The following is a 21,012-nucleotide window of genomic DNA, read 5'->3' as shown; positions in this document are numbered from 1 at the left end:
GCGACGCGGAAATCGCGCGCCGTTGCCGCGCCCCGCAGTGCCCGCTTCCCCCGAGAACAATTATCAGTGCAGGTAGACGGCTTGCGGATTTTGCGAAAAGTCGGTTATGGTCGACCCATGCGGGTTAAACGTAGTAGATAGGCCGTTTTTGTGGCGATATTCATGTGATGCGGCAAAGGGGCTGTCCCTTTGCCGCATTGCCTAGTCTAGGCGGACTGGATCGTGGGGGTAGGCGTTGAGAATCTCGACGCCGGACTCGGTCACCAAGGCCAAGTCCTCGATGCGGACGCCGGTGTGACCGGGGAGGTAGATGCCCGGCTCGATGGAGAAGGTCATGCCCGGCTCGACAACCTGCTCGTTGACGAGCGAGACGTCGCCCGGCTCGTGATCCTGCAGGCCGATCGAGTGACCCAGGCGATGCGTAAAGTACTGCCCATAGCCCGCATCCTCAATCACGTCGCGCGCGGCGCGGTCCAGGTCGCACATACGAACGCCCGGCGCGATAAGCGCTTCGGCGGCCTCGTTGGCACGGCGCACGATGTCGTAGATGCGTGCCGTCTCCTCGTCCGGCTCGCCCCAAAAGAACGTGCGCGTCATGTCCGAGCAATAGTTGCGGCGACGTCCACCAATGTCGAACAGCACCACGTCGCCACGCTTGAGCACGGTGTCGTCGGGCTCGTGATGCGGGTCGCCGGCGTTGGCGCCAAAGCTCACGATCGGCGGAAAGCTAAAGCCCTCGCAGCCGTGCTTTCGATACAGGCCGAGCATCTGGTCGGCAATTTCGCGCTCCGTTACGCCCTCGTGGACGAGTTTGATCGCGTCGGCCATCACGGCGTCGTTGGCGGCCGAAGATGCACGCATGAGTTCCTGCTCGGCGGCATCCTTGTAGGTGCGCGCGGCGGTGACGGCAAAGTCGCCCAGGAAAAACTCGCTTGCGGCGTGGCGCTCCAGAAGGGGCATCAAAAAGCCGGAGCGCATGACGGTATCGATGCCAAGCGGCTTGGTCGGATCGATCTCGCGCGCGATGGCATCGGCCACGACATCGGTATCGGTGTGGTAGGTAACGCGGGCATTGTCGTACTCGGGCAGCTGATGCAGGGCGTTGACCAAGATTACGGGCTCGTCATCGCTCGCGAGCAGCACACCGCAAAAACGCTCGAACATATCGGCATAAAAGCCGGTCAGGTAATAGATCGACCACGGATCGTTTACGAGCAGCTGTGCGCCGGGGTGCTGAGCCTCGAGCGCATCGAGCACGCGCGCCACACGCTGTTCATCGACATGTGCCATGAAACATCCTTTCGCTAGGCTGCCACCATGGTATCCCCAATGCCAGGGTAGTCAATTTGGGACGGGGCTATTTTAGCTGCGTCAAACTTGCGGGCTAATAGGTAAAAGTAGCCATAAGAGGCCAGTCCCAAATGGGCTGGTTTCAAAAGTATGGCGGATTACGGGGCTGGACCTGTATTGCTTGACCATGGAAATAATTGCGAATTTAAAACCGCAGGTAGACGGCTTATCAAAAATCGAAAATTGCCGGTATGGATGGGGGTCTACGAATCGGCCCCGTAATCCGGCATAGTTTTGAAATGACACTAAAGTAGACACAGGCTAAATACCGATTCCAAGGATAGTTGCGGTGGAATAGTTCCTGGATGCCGGGGTTTTGGCGGAAATCAGGAACTATTTCACCGCAATTGAGGAGGGGCGGGGTGGATGGCGGGGTAGCTAAAAGAGCCCGTCCCCAATTAGCTACTTGGGCTCGGTCGATGTCCATGCTGGCGATTAGGTTGATGTTGGTGTTGAGGAGGTCGGGGAGGACGACGTCGCCCATGCGGATGGGGGCGTTGACGACCAGGCCTCGGATGAGGGCCATGGCTTGGGCGTGGAGTTCTAGCGGGATGGCTTCGGCCGTGCGCACGGGTAGCAGCGCCTCGTCGCCGCCAGATACGGCCACGGTTGTGGTGAGCACGCGCATGGGGCAGGTGAGCTCCTGATGTGCGAACTTATCACCGCGCGGGCATCTGTTGCCGGTCACGGAGCGCACCTCTGCCACGGCGCCGTCTGCGTCACGCTCCACCTCCACGGTCAGGAGGCACTCGGATGGGCAGATGGTGCAGTTGAACTTGAGCGTTTCGATCACGTTATCGCTCATAGTTTATGCCTCCTCGACGGGGTCGACGGATAGGACAATCTCGCTGGCACCCAGGTCGAGTGTGCGCTGAATCACCTTTGCCGGCAGCGGGAAGCTTTCCATAACGCTCGGCTTAAACGCTCGGACCTTGCCGGCGAACAGCTCCTTGCCGTCGGCTAGGATTCGTACGCAGGCGGCGTTGACCGGTCGGCATACGCGGAAGTTGAGTTTGGTGAGTGCCACAGCCGTAATGCGTCCCGGCAGCGCGTAGCCCGCAATGCCGACGGGGGAGACCGTGAGCTGGCAGCCTGGGCCCGCAGCGTCCGCATCGGCCACAGCACCACAGACCAGTGCGTACGCCGCCGCAGCTGCGCCAGCCCTCTCGGACTCGGTCGTCACGTTGTCGGCCAGGTCGTGCACGTGCAGCACGTTGCCGCAGGCAAAGATACCCGGCACACCCGTCTGCAGACTCTGGTCCACCACGGCGCCGCGCGTGCGCGGGTCAAGCTCTACGCCCGCGGCAACCGAAAGCTCATTCTCGGGAATCAGGCCTACCGAAAGCAGCAGCGTGTCGCACGGAACAATGCGCTCGGTCCCCGAAATGGGCGCCAGGCGCTCGTCGACTTGGCTCACCTCGACGGCTTCCACGCGGTCGTGCCCGATCACGCGCGTGACTGTGGTGGACAGATGCAGCGGAATTCCAAAGTCGTCCAGGCAGTTTTTTACATTGCGGCGCAGACCGTTGGCGTACGGCATGAGCTCGTACACGCCTTCGACCGAAATCCCCTCGAGCGTGCAGCGACGTGCCATGATCAGCCCGATATCGCCCGAGCCCAAAATGACGGCGCGCGAGCCGGGTTTGAGGTTTTCGATATTGATGTATCGCTGTGCTAGGCCGGCCGTAAACATGCCGGCGGGACGGCTGCCGGGGATCTTGATCTCGCTGCGGGTGCGCTCGCGGCACCCCATGGCAAGGACGACCGTGCGTCCGGTGAGCTGCAGCATGCCGGCGGGGCTCATGAGCGTGACGGTGTGGACCGTGGTGTCTTTCGCAGGTTTGCCCGAATCAATCCCAATCACCATACTGTCCAGGAACAGCGTAATGTCGGTCTCGCGCACCTGATCGATAAAGCGCTGCGCGTACTCGGGACCGGTGAGCTCCTGCTTAAAGTGCGAAAGGCCAAAACCGGGGTGAATACACTGGCGGAGGATGCCGCCCAGGTTCTGTTCGCGCTCCACGATGGCCACGCGCGCGCCGGCCTTATTCGCGGAAAGCGCGGCCGCCATGCCGGCAGGTCCGCCGCCGATAACGACCACGTCGAACGCTTGCGTCGGTACTGACTCAACGGCACCGCTGTCTGTAGCGCTCGATTTGAATTCCGCCATCCTAGCGCACCCCCTTCAGCGGTCCCTCAACCAGCCAAGAACCTGCGTCCTCCAACAACACCTCGCTGGGGTCGCAGCCCAGCTCTCGCGCCAGGATCGCCACCACACGGCTCTGGCAAAACCCGCTCTGGCACCGACCCATGCCGGCACGACAGCGGCGCTTGACGCCCTCGACCGAAACCGCGCCCGGTCGGCGTTGAATCGCGGCCACGATCTCGGCCTCGGGCACCGTCTCGCAGCGGCAGATAATCTGGCCCCACGCGGGGTCGGACTCGATTAGCTCTTCCTTGCGCGCCAGTGGTGCGCGGTCAAAGTCGTCCGGCGCGCGGCGAATCGGGTTCCAGTCCGCCCGCTCGTGCAGCTCCACGCCCGCCTCACGCATCACCTGCTCCATGAGCTCGGCAATGGCCGGCGCGCTCGCCATGCCCAGCGACTGAATGCCCGCCGCCTGGAAAAGCCCCGGCACCACGGCCGACTGTCCAATAAAGAAGTCGTTCGTTCCTTGAATGACTGGACGCCCGCCGGCAAATGCGCGCACCACGCGGCGCGTGTCCAGATCGGGCACCAGTTTGCGCGCGCCGGTCAGGAGCGCGTTCACATCGCTCGCATAGGTCTGCGTGTCGCCCGCCTCGCGCACGGCAGCCGTGGCGGTGATCACGGTGTTGCCGTGCACGGTGCCCGTGACGATAACACCCTTCGACACCGGCGTCGGCACGGGGTAGAGCGGCATGAGCGTGCGCGGTTCCTTGTCCAGCACCACGATGTTGCCCTGACGCCAGACCATATGGAACTCCTCGGCGCCCGCCATATGCGAGATGTCGGCGGCGCCGTTGCCCGCGGCGTTTATCAGATAGCGGCAGCGCACGTTGCCAACGGGGGTCGCCAGTGTGAAGCGCGCGTCGTCGCCCGAGCCCGCGACTTCAATCGCTTCCACCGGAGCGGACCGCATAAACGTCACCCCGTTGGCCACGGCGTTTTCCATCGCGGCAATGGCGACCTCAAAGGGATCGACAAAGCCAGTCGAGGGGCACCACAGCGCGCATGTTGCGTCGGTACTGGCACGCGGTTCCAGCTCGCGGATGCGCTCGGGGCCGATAATCGACAGCTCGGGCACGCCGTTGGTAAGGCCATTCTGGCGCAGCTTCTCCAGGTGCGCGCGGTCTTCATCGTTGAAGCCCAGTACCATCGACCCGGTGCGGCGGAACAAAAATCCCAGCTCCTGGGACCAAGTGCCATACAACTCGCAGCCGCGGGCGTTGACCTGCGCCTTTACGGTTCCCGGTGCCGGATCGTAGCCTGCGTGCACCAGGCCGCCGTTGGCCTTCGATGCGCCCAACGCAATATCGTTAGCCGCCTCGACCACGCAAATGGACAGGTCAAATCGCGCGAGCTGCCGCGCGATGGCGCATCCGGTGATGCCGGCGCCGACAATCGTGATATCAAACGTTTCTGTCACAGTGTCTCCCAGACGAGTTGACAGGCCGTCAATAAGACTATCCTACGGTCCGCACACCCCCAGTGCGGCGGCAATGCGGCGAACAGCCCCGCAACACCCGCCAACGGCAGACGAGGGGAGACCCGGCAACGTCGACAACCTCGTCTGCCGACAACTACGGCAACCGTTCGTCTCGATCTGTAACAGTTAGACGAGGATTTGGGTTCAAGATGTTACAGATCGAGATTGAAGTCGGGGAGGGACCCCTGTGTCTCGATCTGTAACATCTAGACCCGGATTCCGCTCCCAGCTGTTACAGATTGAGATGTTTGTGTCCGCGCCGGCCCCGTACCCGGCCGTGGTCCCATATAAACAAACCCCGTGGTAAACTTGACCGGACTGTTAATATTCCGAAAGGTATCCGTAATGTCCAAGTACATCTCCGAGCTCATGTCGCCGCAGCTCATGGGCGTCGTCTATGCCTTTGTTGGCTTTATCATCGCCCTGTACGTGCTGTCGGTCGTCTATGTGTTCATCGACGCTCGCCGCCGCGGCGCCAGCGCCTACGTGGCATGGGGCATCATCGCCCTCATCCCGTTTGTAGGCCTCATTGCCTACCTGGTCCTGCGTCCGCACTCCTACGCGTCCGACCGCGAGGAGCAGGAGCTGGACATGGCCCTGCGCGAGCGCCAGCTTGCCCAGTACGGCACCTGCCCGCAGTGCGGCGCGCCCATCGAGAAGGACTTCGTCGTCTGCCCGGTGTGCGATACCCAGGTTCGCAACGTGTGCCCCAGCTGCCATCGCCCGCTCGATGCGCACTGGAAGGTCTGCCCCTACTGCCGAACTCGCATCCAGTAACGCATCCATCGCCTGGCCGGCCGCAAGCCACGGGTACCGTGCGTCCCGCGCAAGCCACGCGCACCCCGCGCCCCGCCCACACGATGAAGCATGCGTAGAAAATCGCCCGCCGTGCCATTAAGGTGCGGCGGGCGCTTGTATACCAAGGCAACCTGCCTATAATGATGCAAGTCAAAAACGCCGAGCGCATCACACACACTTGCATCAGGCATCCGAGAGGAGAAAACATACCCATGAAGGCACTCTACAATGACGGTTCGGTGGCCGAGCTCCCGCAGGACGAGGTCACGCACGTCATCCGCCACTCCGCCGCGCACATCATGGCGCAGGCCATCAAGCGCCTGTACCCCGAGGCCGACTTTGCCTACGGCCCCGCGACCGACAACGGCTTCTACTACGACGTCGACCTGCCCGACGGCGTCAAGATCAGCGAGGACGACTTCCCCGCGATCGAGGCCGAGATGAAAAAGATCGTCAAGGAGAACCTCAAGTTCACCGTGTACGAGAAGCCCCGCGCCGAGGCCATCGCCCTTATGGAGGAGCGCGGCGAGAAGTACAAGGTCGAGCACATCGGCGACCTGGACGACGACGCCCGCATCACCTTCTACCAGCAGGGCGACTACATCGACATGTGCGTCGGCCCCCACATCTGCTACACCAAGGCTCTGAAGGCCTTTAAGCTCACCGGCGTCTCGGGCGCCTACTGGAAGGGCGACAAGGACAACAAGATGCTCACCCGCATCAACGGCGTCGCCTTTGCCACCAAGGAAGAGCTCGACGAGCACATGCACATGCTGGAGGAGGCCAAGAAGCGCGACCACCGCAAGATCGGCCGCGAGATGGACCTCTTTATGATGCGCGACGAGGCCCCCGGCTTCCCGTTCTTCCTGCCCAACGGCTTGATCCTTAAGAACACACTGCTGGACTACTGGCGCGAGATCCACCACAAGGCCGGCTACGTGGAGATCTCCACGCCGCTCATCATGAACAAGCAGCTGTGGAAGACGTCGGGCCACTGGGACCACTACAAGGACAACATGTACTCCACCGTCATCGACGACGAGGAGTACTGCATTAAGCCCATGAACTGCCCGGGCGGCGTGCTGGTGTACGCCTCTAAGCCGCACTCCTACCGCGAGCTGCCCATCCGTGCCGGCGAGATTGGCCTGGTGCACCGCCACGAGCTGCGTGGCGCCCTGCACGGCCTGTTCCGCGTGCGCTGCTTTAACCAGGACGACGCCCACCTGTTTGTGCGTCCCGACCAGCTGACCGACGAGATCGTGGGCGTGGTTAACCTCATCGACTCTGTGTACCAAAAGTTTGGCTTTAAGTACCACGTTGAGCTTTCCACCCGCCCCGAGGACTCCATGGGCTCGGACGAGGATTGGGCGCGCGCCGAGGAGGGCCTGCGCACCGCTCTGGAGAAGCTGGGCATGGACTACGAGGTCAACGAGGGCGACGGCGCCTTCTACGGCCCCAAGATCGACTTCCATCTGGAGGACTCGCTCGGCCGTACCTGGCAGTGCGGTACCGTTCAGCTCGACTTCCAGATGCCGCTCAACTTTGACCTGGAGTACGTGGACGCCGACGGCACCAAGAAGCGCCCCATCATGTTGCATCGCGTGTGCTTTGGCTCCATCGAGCGCTTCATCGGTATTCTGATTGAGCATTTTGCGGGCAAGTTCCCCACCTGGCTGGCTCCCGTACAGGTCAAGGCGCTTCCCGTCTCTGAGAAGAGCCGCGACTATGCCCACGAGGTGTGCGCCAAGCTGGAGGAGGCCGGCATTCGCGTGGTCTGCGACGACCGCGACGAGAAGATCGGCTACAAGATCCGCGAGGCCCGCAGCATCGACCGCGTGCCCTACATGCTCATCCTGGGAGAGAAGGAGGTCGAGGCCGGCAACATCTCCGTCCGCGATCGCTCCAACGAGACCGTTCAGATGACCGTTGATGAGTTTGTTGCCAAGGTTCTCGAGGAGATCAAGACTCGCGCCTAAGGCAAACTTCACAACAATTAACATAGGCGACCGTCCACAAAGGGCGGTCGCCTTTTTCATGCCGAAATAAGAAAAGCCGCTGGTTGAGCGGCTTTTTTTGTTGCACAAAAAGGTACAGGTTTTTGTATCTTTCGACAGACGACATTATACAAGCAATTAATCGGCGTTTGCCCAGATTACGCAAAATGTACTGCTAGTAGGTACATCTCCATACCCCTCTACAAAAACCTGTACTTTTGCGACTGCGCCTAGCTGCGAGCGAGAAGCCTGTTCTAAACGCCCCTGCATTTCGTGTGCATCGCAAAGCCAAAAGAGGGGGGGGCATGGAACAGACGGCACGGCGCCAAGAGCGGCTGCCAGGCGCATTTAACGGCGTCACCACCAACAGCCAGCACGGTCGCGTCCGCTGGTATCTGGTCCACACCCCCAATGGAAAAGAGCGCGAGACCTGCGAAAAGGTCCGCTGCATTATCTCGCACGAGCTTATGAAAGACGCCTTTGTAATGCAAAAGGAGTTCTGGTTTAAGCGGGACGGTGCCTGGTCGCTCCAGACCAAACCCATGTACAAGGAATATTTCTTCGTCGCTACGCACGATGCCGCCGCGCTTGATAGGGCTTTGGCCCAGCTGAGCTTTGGCTGTCGCATCGCCGGCAGTAGGGAGCGGGCGTACATGCCCATGCCGGACGATGTACAGGACTGGTACCGCAGCATACTGGACGATGACGGCGTGGTGCGCAACAGCGTCGCGCGCATAGAAGACGGCGTGCTGCACATAGAGCAAGGGCCCTTAGTGGGGCAAGAGGCCCGTGTAAAGAAGATCGACCGTCATAAGCGCTGGTGCCTGGTGGACGTGGGCGAAGGCGACTCCGCTTTTAGGGAGCTGCTACCGCTTGACGTTCCCAGCAAAACGTAAAGGGAGACGTTGTACCGGCTGTTCGTACGCTTTTTTGTATTTACCGATTGGGGGATCCCTGGGGAACGGGGACGTAAGTTTGACTGTGGCTGCTAAGGAAATGACAGAGAGCTGTGCATCAATGGGGGATGCACTAGCTATTAAAGAGATTAAGCCGAGCGGTACGCTTGGTTACCGCTTTATTAAGAGGCTGTTTGATCTGGTGTTCAGTCTTTTGATGAGCGTACTGCTGCTTATTCCTATCGCCATCGTGTGCGTGCTCATTAGTCTCGAATCGCCCGGCAGCCCCATGTATACGCAAGAGCGCGTCGGCAGAGGCGGAAGGACTATCAAGATTATTAAGCTTCGTAGTATGGTCGCCGATGCTGGCGATGTACAGAAGTATCTGAGTCCCGAGCAGCTACATCAGTGGGAAGTCGAACGCAAGGTTGACGATGACCCTCGTATTACCAAGATTGGTCAGTTTATTCGTAAGTGCTCTATCGACGAGATGCCTCAGTTCCTGAACGTGCTTAACGGCGATCTTTCCGTTATTGGACCGCGTCCCATTACAAGGGATGAGCTTGAACAGCACTTTTCCGACGAGGAAAAGGCTGAGCTGCTCTCTGTTCAGCCCGGTATTACTGGTCTGTGGCAGGCAACCGATCGTAACGAGGCAACCTTCGAGAGCGGCCTGCGCCAGAAGATTGAGCTTCGCTATGTCCAAAACCGTTGTTTTGCGATGGATTGGAAGTGCTTTACTGGCACTTTTGGTGCCATGTTTGGAAAGAAGAGAACGGGACGATAGATGCAGACAAACTTTTCTTCTTCTTACAGTGTGTTGATGAGCATTTACAAAAAAGAAAATCCTGCCTTTTTAATTCAAGCTTTAGACAGCATGCTGAATCAAACGGTTTCTCCTGCCGAGATCGTCATGGTCAAGGATGGTCCGCTTACGCATGAGCTTGAAGACGTGCTCCAAGATTATGACTTCCTGCATCCCGGACTGTTCAATTTTGTTTCGTATGAAAAAAACCATGGACTTGGGTATGCACTGCGCCAAGGCATCCTTGCTTGCTCTAACGAAATTGTTGCACGCATGGACACTGATGATATAGCTCGTCCGGATCGTATGGAGAAACAGCTTGCCGCTATTGATAGTGGTCTCGATATGGTCGGAAGCGATGTTATCGAATTCGTCACGACTCCCAATGAACCTGTTGCGGCCACAGATCTTCCCAAGGGCATCGACGCTATACGTTCTTATTCCAAAAGGCGAAATCCCTTTCGTCATCCTCCTATGACGTTTAGAAAGTCGAAAGTCATGGAGGCTGGTAACTACAGTTCCGATTTTCTCTACTTTGAGGATTGGGACCTTTTTAACAGGATGCTCGCATGTGGCTGCAAGGCGGATAACCTGAAGGAACCGCTTGTTGCGATGCGCGTTAGTGGGGATTTCTATGCTCGCAGGGGGGGCTCGCAGTATCTTAAGTACGCTAAAGCATTTAAGCGTGCTCAAGTTGAGCGTGGCTATTTCACAAAATGCGATTATATCTGTTCTTATTTACCGCATGCCGTCGTCTGTCTGATGCCAAATTCCGTTAGAGCGTTGATATATCGTTTTGTTCTCAGGAGGTCTTAGATATATGGCTTCTGATGTTGCTAAGCCTCTGGTTAGTGTCATTGTCCCCATGTACAACGTGGGTATGTTCGCGCTTCCTTGCGTAAACTCATTGCTTGGTCAGACTTATTCGAATATCGAATATATTATTGTGGATGATGGATGTACTGATAATACTATTGATCTTATTGAAGATGCCGTTGGATCAGACACGCGATTTAAGATTTTGCATAAGGAAAACGGCGGTCTTTCTTCTGCTCGTAACTTTGGTACTCAAAGGTGCCACGGCGATTATGTCATGTATGTTGATGGGGACGATTTGATTGATTCGCGAACTGTTGAGTTGATGGTCGAAGCGGCTGACAAGTATCAAGTTTCGCTCGTTATCGGCTCCTTTGCGAAGACGCCTGTTCTTGATAACTATAAGATGGGGCAGAATGTAGAATTCCATGTTGAATCTGGAATTGAGCATTTACGAAAATTACTTTTATTAAGCGGTGAGAGCGGCTCTGCGTGCGGAAAGCTCTTTGAACGATCTCTTATTAACGACCTTGTCTTTCCTGAGGGGCAGCTCTTCGAAGACATGGGCGTAATTGCTAAAATTTGTTCCAAAATTCAAAAGGTTGCATTCTCTGATGCGTGCTTTTATGCATACGTGACGAGACCTGGTTCCATTACAACGCTCAGAAAGCAGGGTTCCAAGCATGCTAAAGACATGGACAGGACTATTGAGACTGTTCGACGATTTGCCGGGTCTGAATTTCAGGGCGAGTTTGAGTGTTTTCAATCATTCTGTACGCTCCGCGTTGCAATGAGGGTTGATCCGGACGGATTTGATAGTAAGGCTGACGCCCAGAAATATTTGAGGAATGCTCGAGGGCTTGCCTGGAGGGCGTCGAGGAACCCATATGCTTGTTCAAAATGGAGGTTACGCTGTGCTCTCTTTTCTATCTCTCCTAGGGTTCATAACGCTTTCTATGCGTTATATGCTGCAATTTCTGGTAAGGCTATCGGGTAACTCCCGTGATAAAAGGTTGATAAGGTGAGTTTTTCTATTAGCGCGCATCTGTTTAACGTTACTGAATGCCATGGCAGCTTTTTGTATAACATCTATTTTCAAGATGTGTTTAACTGCTGTGTTGGTGTTTTCGACGTGGTTTCGACCGGAGGTAAATCGACGGTTTACAAACGATATGCAAAGCAGGTGTAGAGATGCCAATCTATTTCATTGCCTTTGTGTCCCATATTGCATTGCTATATTTTTCGGTAAAGATACCTAATAAGCGCGTCAGTTTTCTTCTAGCGGTTATCGCGGTTCTCCCCCTTTGTTTGGTGGCGGGGCTGCGCGATGCATCTGTCGGTACCGATACCTCGGCATATCCTCTCAGGTGTTTTTACGCCTCGCAGTATTATTCGCTCACAGGTGCTATGGGTGCTTGCTCAGATCAAGAGCCGCTATTCGTAATTCTTTTCTGGATCCTGGGGAGACTGACTGGTGATTTCCACGCTGTTCTTTTTCTTTGTGAAGCCATCGTTCTCCTTCCCTATATTTTAGTTGTTAGGAAGTTGTATCCTCGCGGGTATCCTGTCGTAGGTTTCTTTCTTTGTTTCGTTGTGTTCGGTTATACGTTAAACATAATTAGGCAATGTCTTGCTACTAGTATGCTCGTCATGATGCTCTATGAGCTGTTCCGTGAGAAGCGCGTCCCCGCTATTGTTTATTTGGCTCTTGCAGTTGGCTTTCACAAAATGTCTATCATAGGACTTTTAATTTGGATTATTTATATTTCATGCTTCAACCGCAGACACGAACGTTCATACAAGACCGTTGCACTTCTTGCATGCGTTGGCGTTATCATTTTTGCTATTTGTGTTATTATGATTGGACCGGATGTAATGGAGCTTGTGTCTCTATTTACGTCGTCATATAGCTTTCAGATCAAACACGCTGGAATGGGCTCATTTAATATCACAATGCTTATTTATTTTCTATTTTGCCTTGCTATATGGATGTTGGGTAGTAAGGGTTTGACCACGAGCATTGATCGATGGACACTTAATTTTTATACGAGCTGTGGCATAATTTCTTCCTTATTCGCTCAATTTGCGAGCATCAGTCCTGAGCTAATTCGACTCAGTTTCCCTTTTCTTTTCATTTCAGGTTTGGTTTACCCCTTTTTATCTGAAAACCTTGGTAGAGAGCGGTTTCTAACTGGAACTCTGGGCTTTTTATTTTTCGTGTTTTATTTTGTCATTACGTTTGTATATGGCGGCAGCTGCGATCTTTTTCCGTATTCGTCGGCGCTATTAGGAGTTATTTATGCATGACGAAACGCCTGACATCAGTATTGTTGTACCGGTATATAACACCGAGCGTTTTCTTCCCGCTTGTCTGGAATCTATTGATATTCAAGGGACCGGCTCTTTTGAGGTGATTCTTGTGGATGATGGTTCCACCGATGGATCTCCCGAGATTTGCGATGCTTATTGCGATAAGCGTGAGAGAGCCTTCGTTATTCATAAGGACAACGAAGGTCTTCTCGCTGCACGTCGAGACGGTCTTCGTAAGGCGAGTGGGCGTTATATTCTTTCGCTCGACTCCGATGACGCTCTTCTTGAAGGCTGCATCAAAAAGGTATGCGATGTAATTGCCTCGACTGGTGCTGATATCATTTCATTTGACTTTACCATGGGATTGATTCCTATTAAACCCTCGTTAAAAGTTGATATCTGTTCTGGTATGCATACGGGCGAATCTTTTGATGCTGTTAAAAACCTGTTGTGCGGATGCGATTTCAATAGCGTTTGGAATAAGGTCATTCGGAGAGATTTGTTTGCCAGTGATGAGTGGTACTCGAAACGAGTTGGCCTTATGCACGGTGAGGATCTTTGTCAACTTCTTCCTGTTTTCGATATTGCAAAGAGTTTATTTCACATTGACGAGCCGCTTTACTACTATCGTCAGCATGGCGCTAATAGTACGAAGCAGTTTAAAGAGGATCAGATAACTGATTGGAGCTTTGTAAGCGACGAGTTGATTCGTTATGCGAGTGAATGGTCGAGCGATTCAGTAAAAAATGCCAAAAGGGGTATCTGTCGACACTATTGTGATCTTGATGAAGTTCTTTGGCATTGTGAAGTGGATAAAGAGGTGAAAAGGCAATTTGATAAAACAATTAAAAGCGAGTATCAGAGTCGAATCAGCAATTGTCCGGACTTAGTTCATAGTCTTGTTTTGTCAAATTGCAGTATCGTTTCTTTTTCTGCTCGGCACTTACTAAGCTGCTTTAAATGTCTCCGTCGTCTATTTGTATAATGCAGGTCATTATTGCTTTTTTCTAATATATTTAGTTGGAGCATTATTAGTCCTGACCGAGCTTGTCCTTAGCTTTCAATTAAGTGACAAGAATTTACGATTGAACCGATATCAAAGGTTCAGTCTTGTCGTGCGGTGTATTCATTCCTTGGGCTTTAGTTATTTCGGTCGATGCTTAGAAGCTGGTCTTTGCACGTTTTTTCAAAGAAGTTCTTCAACGCCCCCATGGTCTGGGTGAGTCAATAGACGCTTTCGTTTGTGATTTATTGTTTGTAGTCTATTCCTCTATGGGGTGCCGTCTGCGATTGGTCTTGTTGATTGCATGTTGGGGCATCATAACTTAAATGTTCGAATTGATGGAAGCGCATATTTATTCGACTTTGAAGATGGGAGGAGTCAGTTGTTGCATATTCTTAATTTAATTAAGAAGGCTATAAAACTTCTACTTTCTAGCCCTATTTATGATGGTTTACTTAGGTTATGTCGTCGTTCCGATGCTATATCCTATGCGTCTAAGGTGAAGCTTAGCATGGTTTCCAAGAGACCATCCAATATGTTCATGCCTATTGTTTTTAAGGAAGGCATATCTTACGACATTTCTATTATTGTGCCTGTATACAACGTTGAAAAATACCTCAAACCTTGCCTTGATTCCATTGTGACACAGGAGTTTTCTGGCAAGTTTGAGGTTATTATTGTAGATGACGGGTCTAAAGATGATTCTGGCGTTATAGCCGATTTGTATGGACTAATGCCTAATGTTCTTGTAATTCACCAAATAAACGGCGGCCTTTCCGCAGCACGTAATGCGGGTCTTAGAGTTTCTCGCGGTAAGTACATCATGTTCGTGGATTCTGATGACATGATCGGGCCAGGGTATCTTGAGGATATGCGGAGCAGACTCGATGAAACATCTGCGGATTTCGTTACATCGACTTTTAGATATATGTCTGATGATGGTTTGCTTGGCGAGATAGAGAACGATAGAGCTAGTTGGATGGTGCCGTGGGGCAGGCTATATCGTCGTGAAGTCTGGAATCGACTAGGTTTTCCCGTTGGTGCATGGTACGAAGATCTGATTCATCCGGTATGGATAGATTGTCGCTTTAACGATGAACCTTGTTATGATTTGAGTGGCTATTATTACCGAATCCGTCCTGGATCCATAATGCAGTCTACCCCTACGAATGTTAAAGGGCTTGATTCGTATTGGGTTCTTGATGAGTTGATTTCTTTACGTGCAGAGCTGGGGATTAATTATAGTCAGGAAGACTTCAATCGCATTTTTCCTTTGTTCGGACCGCTCTTGCTTGGGAGAACTGTCGCTCTGGACAACTGCGCTCGTAAGATTTTATTTGCTTGTTGTTGTGACACGTTCAATTCAATTGATGAGTTCAGCAGAGTGAGTACTTCGATGAATGGTAGATGGAAGGATATTGAGAAGGCTCTGCGCACTTCGGATTACAGCCGCTATCTTCTCGCATCGCTTTCTCTAGCTGCTGATGGGGTAACTGGACTCAGCCTTTCAGATGCTATTCATATTTGGGTGAACAGGAACAGATAAATAATGAAGATTGGAACGATTACTTTCCACGGTGCTTTAAATTTCGGGTCTGCACTTCAGTCTTATGCGCTTCAAGAAGTCTTGAAAGGCATGGGGCATGAGGTGCGAATAATCGACTATCGTTCTCGTGACTATGAGCAATATAGGTTTTTCCAACCTCGCCACCCGAAGATGACGCTGCGCGCAATGCGCTGTTGGCGTAAGCAGTCGTCTAGAAAGGCTGCATTCGCGGAATTTTCTAAAAAGTATTTCAGGCTTACAAAGAGACCGTATTTCTGGAAAAAAGAAAGTGATATGTACGAACTCGCTGAGCAGTTTGATTGTTTTATTTGCGGAAGCGATCAAATTTGGAATCTCGATTGCACACAAGGTGTTGTTGGCCCCTATTTCCTTTCATTTGCCGGAGATAGTCGACGAGTTGCTTACGCTCCCAGTCTTGCTCACACTTTCTTTAGACCGGAGAATTTTGATGAGCAACTTGTATCCGATTTACTTTCAAGGTTTGATTTTTTGTCTGTTCGCGAGGAGGAGACGGTTCCGCTATTTCAGCCACTTGTCGATACGCCTATCGACGTTGTTTTAGATCCCACACTTTTGTTGGAATCCGATGACTATACCGACATGGCATCTAAAGATGTCTTGCAAGGTGAATATATTTTCATGTATCTTTTGCGTGAATGTCCTGAGCTTATCGAGAGCACCGTCGCGATGACGGAGGCAACAGGCATGAAGGTGGCTTATATATCTGAGAATAATCTAGATATCCCGAATTCAATTAACCTGTTTGGCGTTGGCCCTGAAGAGTTCGTTTCTCTTATCGCACACGCAGACCTCATCGTTACCAATTCCTTTCATGCAACTGTATTCTCTGTTCTCTTCCATAAGCCCTTCCGCGTATATGCAACAGATAAGTCTGGTGCGCGTATGCGCGACTTGTTGGGCAATATCGGGCTGTCTGACCGTTGCGTCAACGTTATGTGTGCCGACGATGTTCCCCCTTGTGACTGGGGTGATGTGGACTCTCTTCTTGATTCTCTGCGTGAGCATTCGTGGGCTTATCTTAGAAAGGCGCTTTCGTAATGGGAGAGACAAGCCGACTTATCAAAAATACCGGCATTATCGCAGTTGGCGGCATGGCAACAAAGCTCGTGTCGTTTCTTCTGCTTCCGCTCTATACATCGGTTCTTTCCACTGCTGATTACGGCACCGTAGACTACATCAATACTATTGCTTTATTTTGCGTTCCTGCGGTTTCGCTGCTTATGGATGAAGCGCTGTTTCGGTTTCTCATTGACTGCCGTACCGATGAGGATCGGTCTACAGCCGTGACAGCGTCATGCGCTGTACTTCTTGCCGGATGCGTATGCTTTGCAGTCATGGCGATTCTGGTATGGTTGCTTTTTGAGCCTGAAAATCTTGGCTGGGTCGTGGGACTTGTTGTTGCTGGCGCGCTTCTGCAGATGGCTTCTGCTGTCCTTCGTGGTTTCGGGGATACCGTGGGATATTCCGTCATGAACTTTGCCGCGAGTGCTTTTACCATTTTGCTCAATGTTCTCTTTATCGCCGTTCTTCGCTGGGGCGTTGTGGGTATGCTATCTGCAACGGTCATTGCGCAGGGCGGTGTTGCTCTCGTGTTCATGGTAATGCGGAGGCTCTGGCGTTATATCGATCCGTCGGCTCTCTCTATCTCCTATGCTTTAAACCTTCTACGGTATTCATTTCCGCTCATCCCTAATAAGGTTTCCTGGACTATTAATAACTTGCTGGACAGGCTCATTATCATGAGTACGCTTGGGCCTTCTGCTGCCGGCGTGTATGCAGTGTCGTACAAGTTCCCCGGTATCATGGATCAGGTGTATGGCTTTTTCTATCAGTCTTGGAAGGAGAGTTCAGCTCGAGCCCTAAACTCTGATGAGGATGAGTCGGCTTTCTATAACTCTGTGTATCGGGCGCTAAGGCGTTTCATGATGAGCGTCGTTCTGCTTATGTCCGCGCTTATGCCTCTTGTGTATGGCGTCCTGATTAAGGGTTCATTCGGCGAGGGCATGTTGTATGTACCGATATTGCTCTTGGCGACGTACTTCAGCAATATTTCCGGTTTTTATGGCGGTATCTTCACCGCACATAAAGAGACTGGAATTATGGGAACCACTACTGCGGTGTCTGCTGCTCTTTGCGCCCTGCTGTGTGTCTTGTTGATTCCACGCTTTGGTCTATATGGAGCGTCTTTTGCAACCCTCTTGGCGATGATCGTGGTGAATGAGTACCGCAGGATTAAAGTCGCTAAGTTTGCGAAGCTTGTCGAAGACCGGGCTGAGCAGATTCTGACTTTGGTTTCAATTCTTGGAGTGTTCGCCTTTTATTATCTGTCTGCCTACGGTGCTGGCTTTTTGAGCGCTATTGCCTGTCTTGCAATTGCGTTGGCTTTTTTCGGTTATATGAATGCGGACATTCTGCGCAAGTTGCTTTCGGTTCATAAATAGGGGGGGGGTAACTGCATGTCTACTGTGAAAAGGGAAGAAATTCCCACGCTGTTTGAGTCGCCATCGCATTGCTGCGGTTGTGGAGCGTGTGCCGCTAGTTGCCCTAGAGGCGCCGTTACCATGTCCGAGGGTAAGGATGGGTTCGTTCTTCCTGTAATTGATGGTGATCTTTGCATTGGCTGCGGCGCGTGCATTAAGGCGTGCGGTCTTAACCGAGGGATAGGCTCTAATTCCGCCGGACCGTTCTTTGCCGCCGCCGGTAGGGACGATGTCTCGGAGTCCGCCTCCGGTGGCGTTTTTGGTGCATTTGCGCGTGAGCTTATTGCTTCTGGTGGGGTCGCATATGGCGCTGCCTATGAGCGCGAGGGGAGCATCCTTCGGGTGCGGCACCGTCGCGCGGCGAGCGTTGACGGGCTTCGTCCACTGCTTAACTCAAAATATGTGCAGAGTGATGCAGGAGCTTGTTTTGCCGACGTGAAGGCGGACCTTCGCGAGGGGAGGCGGGTTCTTTTCTGCGGTACGCCTTGCCAAGTCGCCGGCCTTAGGGGCTTTCTCGGAGGCGATTATGAGAACCTGACAACCGTTGACCTGGTCTGCCACGGCGTCCCTTCCGGCCGCATGTTCGCGGATTGCGTTGAGGGCTATGGCAGACAGCTTGGGTCTCCCGTGGTTGATTTCCGGTTTAGGTGCAAGCGCGAGGGGTGGGACAACTCTCTTCTTCTATTTCTTCTTCTTGAGGACGGAAGAGAGGTCACCATTCCTGCGGCGAAATCCCCCTACTACGACATGTTCCTGAACCTCAAGACTCTTCGCGATAGCTGCTATAGGTGCCCCTATGCAGGGAGATTTCGCGCCGGCGATCTTACCATCGGTGATTTTTGGGGCGTCGACGTTAATAGGCCCGACGTTTTGAAAGATGCTGAGAAGTTTAATCAGATGAAAGGTGTCTCCTGCTTGCTCGTGAATAACGACCGCGGCAGGGAGTTTATTGAATCCAGCAACGCTCTGGACTTGTACCCTGTCGAATTTGACGATATCGCTAAAGGCAACGATCAGCTCCGCCGCCCGAGCACCCTTCCAAAAGACAGACAGCTCTATATTGACGCATTTGTCGAAGGTGGTTGGCATGCCATTGAGTGTATGTATAAAAGGCGTGAGCGGGGAATATTTTTTTATACTAAGAAAATAGCACGAAGGCTTCTCCCTGAATCATTTCGGGAGATTGTCAAAAAGTATTTGAAAGATCTTGCAGACTAGGTAAGAAGCCACGCCTGGGCGGGCCCCCCGTTGGGCTCGTAGAGCCATACCGTGTTGCCCTCCGAGGTCCGCTGCCCCCGGTCGTCCAGCGCCAGCCCGGAGGCGGACGTGAATGAGTAGCGGCCTCCGCCCAGGGCCGAGACGCGCCACAGCTGCGAGGCGGAGCCGTCCGCCTCGGCCAGCACCGCCCGGTTGCCCGACTCGGTCAGCATCAGGCCGCCCGAGGAGACCCTGTAGAGGCCCGTCGCCCCGTCGCGCTCGAGGGAGAGGGCGCCCGCGCCCGAGGACAGCGAGCAGCCCGATGCGGAGGCCGACACGGCCATCCGGGCGTCGAGGGCGGCCGCGAGGCGGTAGGAGCCGTCGTCTATAACTTTCTCTAATGTTGCGATTCGGTATTTTGCTGCCAGGTCGTACCTAGCGCTCCATTTGCTGTTCGATTCCTTGGTGACGTTTGATGCCGCAGTAAGCTCAACCTTGGCGCCTTGAACTTTCCATTCCCTCTGGTTCATTGCGTACGCAACAGTCCCGTTCTGAATCCCCGAGATGCTCGGCGGGAAGGACTGGTTGTCGGCATCGATGGAAAAGCTCTCTTCCTTGGCATCCAAGTGCTGTTGAATGCGGTCGGCATACTTTTCTGCCCAATCAGCGGCCTTGCCGTTTCGCGCAAAGTAATTGTTGGACAGGTCGGTCGAGCGGTAGGCGTAGCCGTCCTTCTGGTAGTTTGCCGTGTGGTCGGAGTGGGCGATTGCCATGAGCTCGTCGGTCAGGCCAAAGTACAGATGGCGCTGGTCCAGGTCCCCGTACCAGTTGTCGCTGGTGTCGTCCCAGGTTAGGTCCATCTGGCACCATTTGCCGTCGATCTTTACGGCGTTCCAGGTGTGGCCGTTGCCGGTGATGCGGCCGTTGGCGATGCCCGCGGCGTCAAGGAGCTTGGCGTAGATGCGCTGGTAGCTCTCGCAGGTGTCCTGGTGGCGCGTGAGGCCGCTTTCGGCCGAGCACCAGTTGAGGCTGTGGTCGTACTCCAGCTGGTCGAGCGTCCAGTCGTGGAGCCATAGCGCCATGTCGTATTCCGAGCCGTTTGTCTCTTGCCTGCACAGGTCCACGGCGTCGTTGACGATCTGCGTGACGCTTGGGCGGGCGGCGTCGTTTACGGTCACCTCCGCCGTGGTGCGCAGGTAGTAGATCCCCTTGTCGTTTTGGGGGTCGTTTCTGTCGTTGTCCATAAAGTAGAAGTAGATGCGGTACGTGCCCGACGCCGTGAAGTCAAAGGTAAAGTCGTGGCCCGCGGTGCCCAGGGTGTAGTAGCTGGACCATGCCTGGCGCGACGGGTCGCAGACGCTTTCGTGGCTGCCGCCGTCCCAATAGGTGGGCACGTCCATGCGCGCCTTGGCCTGGGACGAGCCGTTGGCCTGGGTTACGTGGAAGATCGTCGCGGTGCCCGCGGGGGCGTCGTTCCACGAGACGGTGAAGGTGAAGCCGTTTTGGGTTGCCGTGGCGGAGTGGGCGTAGGTGGTTTGTGACGTGGTGGAGATGGCCTCGGGCGTGGGGTTGGCTGGGGCTCGGGGGGATGGGGCGGGGGTGGTGGTTGCGGCGGCGTCTGCGGTGTTGGCGTCCGCGGGGTCGGTCTGGCTGGTGGCGGTAGATGTTGCGGTGCTGTCCTCTGCGGAATCTGCTGTCGCATTTGTGTTGGTGCCTTCTTCAGCCTTGCCTGTGCCGCTGCTCGTGGCGTCGGCTTGCGCCTGCTGCGTGGCTGTTGCCTGAGGCTGGATGGCTTCCGCAATGGCTGCCATGGGCATCGTCGCGCTGACCATAGACGTGCACGCGATCGCGCAGAGCAGGTAGTAAAGGGATCGTTTCATAGCGGAGCCTCTCGGTGGGCAGCCAATAGGGTCCGAAGGCAGCTCCAGGCCAGCACTCCGCACGCGGTTTATTTTACGGGAACCCCAGTCAACATCAGCGAACTTTCTGGGGAATGTTGGGAGGGGAGTAAGGGGGGGTGTTCCTATAGTTTTGTCAACTGGGCAATGCTGTTTTCGAGATTGAATCGCGACATGCTAACGCCAGGCCT

General features: G+C 54.1%; 17 protein-coding genes. 12 read left to right on the top strand and 5 right to left on the bottom strand.

What is annotated here, in order from left to right; genetic code table 11:
* Positions 1-201: 201 nt before the first annotated feature.
* The 4 genes from PMX60_RS09970 to PMX60_RS09955 form a co-directional block, all read right to left on the bottom strand.
* Entirely contained in the window at positions 202-1,290 is a 1,089-nt protein-coding gene (locus PMX60_RS09970) for a M24 family metallopeptidase (protein WP_271747790.1), read from the bottom strand.
* Between the two features lie 229 nt (positions 1,291-1,519).
* Positions 1,520-2,155 carry a DUF1667 domain-containing protein gene (locus tag PMX60_RS09965; protein ID WP_271747789.1) on the bottom strand — a complete coding sequence of 212 codons (636 nt, stop codon included), beginning with the start codon at positions 2,153-2,155 and terminating at the stop codon, positions 1,520-1,522.
* Between the two features lie 3 nt (positions 2,156-2,158).
* A complete protein-coding gene (locus PMX60_RS09960; protein WP_271747788.1) occupies positions 2,159-3,520 on the bottom strand; it encodes an NAD(P)/FAD-dependent oxidoreductase in 1,362 nt (453 codons plus the stop codon).
* A gap of 1 nt (position 3,521) precedes the next feature.
* Positions 3,522-4,976, bottom strand: coding sequence for an NAD(P)/FAD-dependent oxidoreductase (locus tag PMX60_RS09955; RefSeq protein WP_271747787.1), 1,455 nt, complete (start codon positions 4,974-4,976; stop codon positions 3,522-3,524).
* 405 nt (positions 4,977-5,381) lie between these two features.
* Between PMX60_RS09955 and PMX60_RS09950 the strand changes: the two genes are divergently transcribed.
* The 12 genes from PMX60_RS09950 to PMX60_RS09895 all read left to right on the top strand — a co-directional run bounded on the left by PMX60_RS09950 (position 5,382) and on the right by PMX60_RS09895 (position 18,944).
* Positions 5,382-5,813 carry a double zinc ribbon domain-containing protein gene (locus tag PMX60_RS09950; RefSeq protein WP_055251579.1) on the top strand — a complete coding sequence of 144 codons (432 nt, stop codon included), beginning with the start codon at positions 5,382-5,384 and terminating at the stop codon, positions 5,811-5,813.
* Between the two features lie 233 nt (positions 5,814-6,046).
* Positions 6,047-7,810, top strand: a complete 1,764-nt coding sequence (thrS, locus tag PMX60_RS09945; protein WP_271747786.1) for a threonine--tRNA ligase — start codon at positions 6,047-6,049, stop codon at positions 7,808-7,810.
* Positions 7,811-8,133: 323 nt separating this feature from the next.
* Positions 8,134-8,724 carry a hypothetical protein gene (locus tag PMX60_RS09940; RefSeq protein WP_271747785.1) on the top strand — a complete coding sequence of 197 codons (591 nt, stop codon included), beginning with the start codon at positions 8,134-8,136 and terminating at the stop codon, positions 8,722-8,724.
* 121 nt (positions 8,725-8,845) lie between these two features.
* Entirely contained in the window at positions 8,846-9,511 is a 666-nt protein-coding gene (locus tag PMX60_RS09935) for a sugar transferase (protein ID WP_271747784.1), read from the top strand.
* Complete coding sequence (locus PMX60_RS09930; protein ID WP_271747783.1) at positions 9,512-10,345, top strand: glycosyltransferase; 834 nt, start codon at positions 9,512-9,514, stop codon at positions 10,343-10,345. It begins immediately after the preceding gene.
* 4 nt (positions 10,346-10,349) lie between these two features.
* The gene (locus tag PMX60_RS09925; protein WP_195239706.1) at positions 10,350-11,342 is read left to right on the top strand and encodes a glycosyltransferase family 2 protein; all 993 of its coding nucleotides are present in this window, start codon (positions 10,350-10,352) and stop codon (positions 11,340-11,342) included.
* Between the two features lie 194 nt (positions 11,343-11,536).
* The gene (locus PMX60_RS09920; protein WP_271747781.1) at positions 11,537-12,652 is read left to right on the top strand and encodes an EpsG family protein; all 1,116 of its coding nucleotides are present in this window, start codon (positions 11,537-11,539) and stop codon (positions 12,650-12,652) included.
* Positions 12,645-13,640, top strand: coding sequence for a glycosyltransferase family 2 protein (locus PMX60_RS09915; protein WP_271747780.1), 996 nt, complete (start codon positions 12,645-12,647; stop codon positions 13,638-13,640). The genes PMX60_RS09920 and PMX60_RS09915 overlap by 8 nt, the downstream gene beginning before the upstream one ends.
* Before the next feature lie 529 nt (positions 13,641-14,169).
* The gene (locus tag PMX60_RS09910; protein ID WP_271747779.1) at positions 14,170-15,204 is read left to right on the top strand and encodes a glycosyltransferase family 2 protein; all 1,035 of its coding nucleotides are present in this window, start codon (positions 14,170-14,172) and stop codon (positions 15,202-15,204) included.
* A 3-nt stretch (positions 15,205-15,207) separates the two neighbouring features.
* Positions 15,208-16,284 carry a polysaccharide pyruvyl transferase family protein gene (locus PMX60_RS09905; RefSeq protein ID WP_195239714.1) on the top strand — a complete coding sequence of 359 codons (1,077 nt, stop codon included), beginning with the start codon at positions 15,208-15,210 and terminating at the stop codon, positions 16,282-16,284.
* A complete protein-coding gene (locus PMX60_RS09900; RefSeq protein WP_195239716.1) occupies positions 16,284-17,687 on the top strand; it encodes a lipopolysaccharide biosynthesis protein in 1,404 nt (467 codons plus the stop codon). Before PMX60_RS09905 ends, PMX60_RS09900 begins: the two co-directional genes overlap by 1 nt.
* A 15-nt stretch (positions 17,688-17,702) precedes the next feature.
* Positions 17,703-18,944, top strand: a complete 1,242-nt coding sequence (locus PMX60_RS09895) for a Coenzyme F420 hydrogenase/dehydrogenase, beta subunit C-terminal domain (protein WP_271747778.1) — start codon at positions 17,703-17,705, stop codon at positions 18,942-18,944.
* On the opposite strand, the gene PMX60_RS09890 is transcribed toward PMX60_RS09895, so the two are convergent.
* On the bottom strand, positions 18,941-20,803 hold the full coding sequence (locus tag PMX60_RS09890) for an RICIN domain-containing protein (RefSeq protein WP_271747777.1): 1,863 nt from the start codon (positions 20,801-20,803) through the stop codon (positions 18,941-18,943). The two genes, PMX60_RS09895 and PMX60_RS09890, sit on opposite strands and share 4 nt — an antisense overlap.
* Positions 20,804-21,012 lie beyond the last annotated feature (209 nt).

Origin of the sequence: Collinsella aerofaciens (assembly GCF_028206995.1) — a bacterium.
GTDB lineage: Bacteria > Actinomycetota > Coriobacteriia > Coriobacteriales > Coriobacteriaceae > Collinsella > Collinsella aerofaciens_AQ.
The sequence above is the reverse complement of the archived record's forward strand: the minus strand, read 5'-3'. Positions and strand labels throughout refer to the sequence as shown.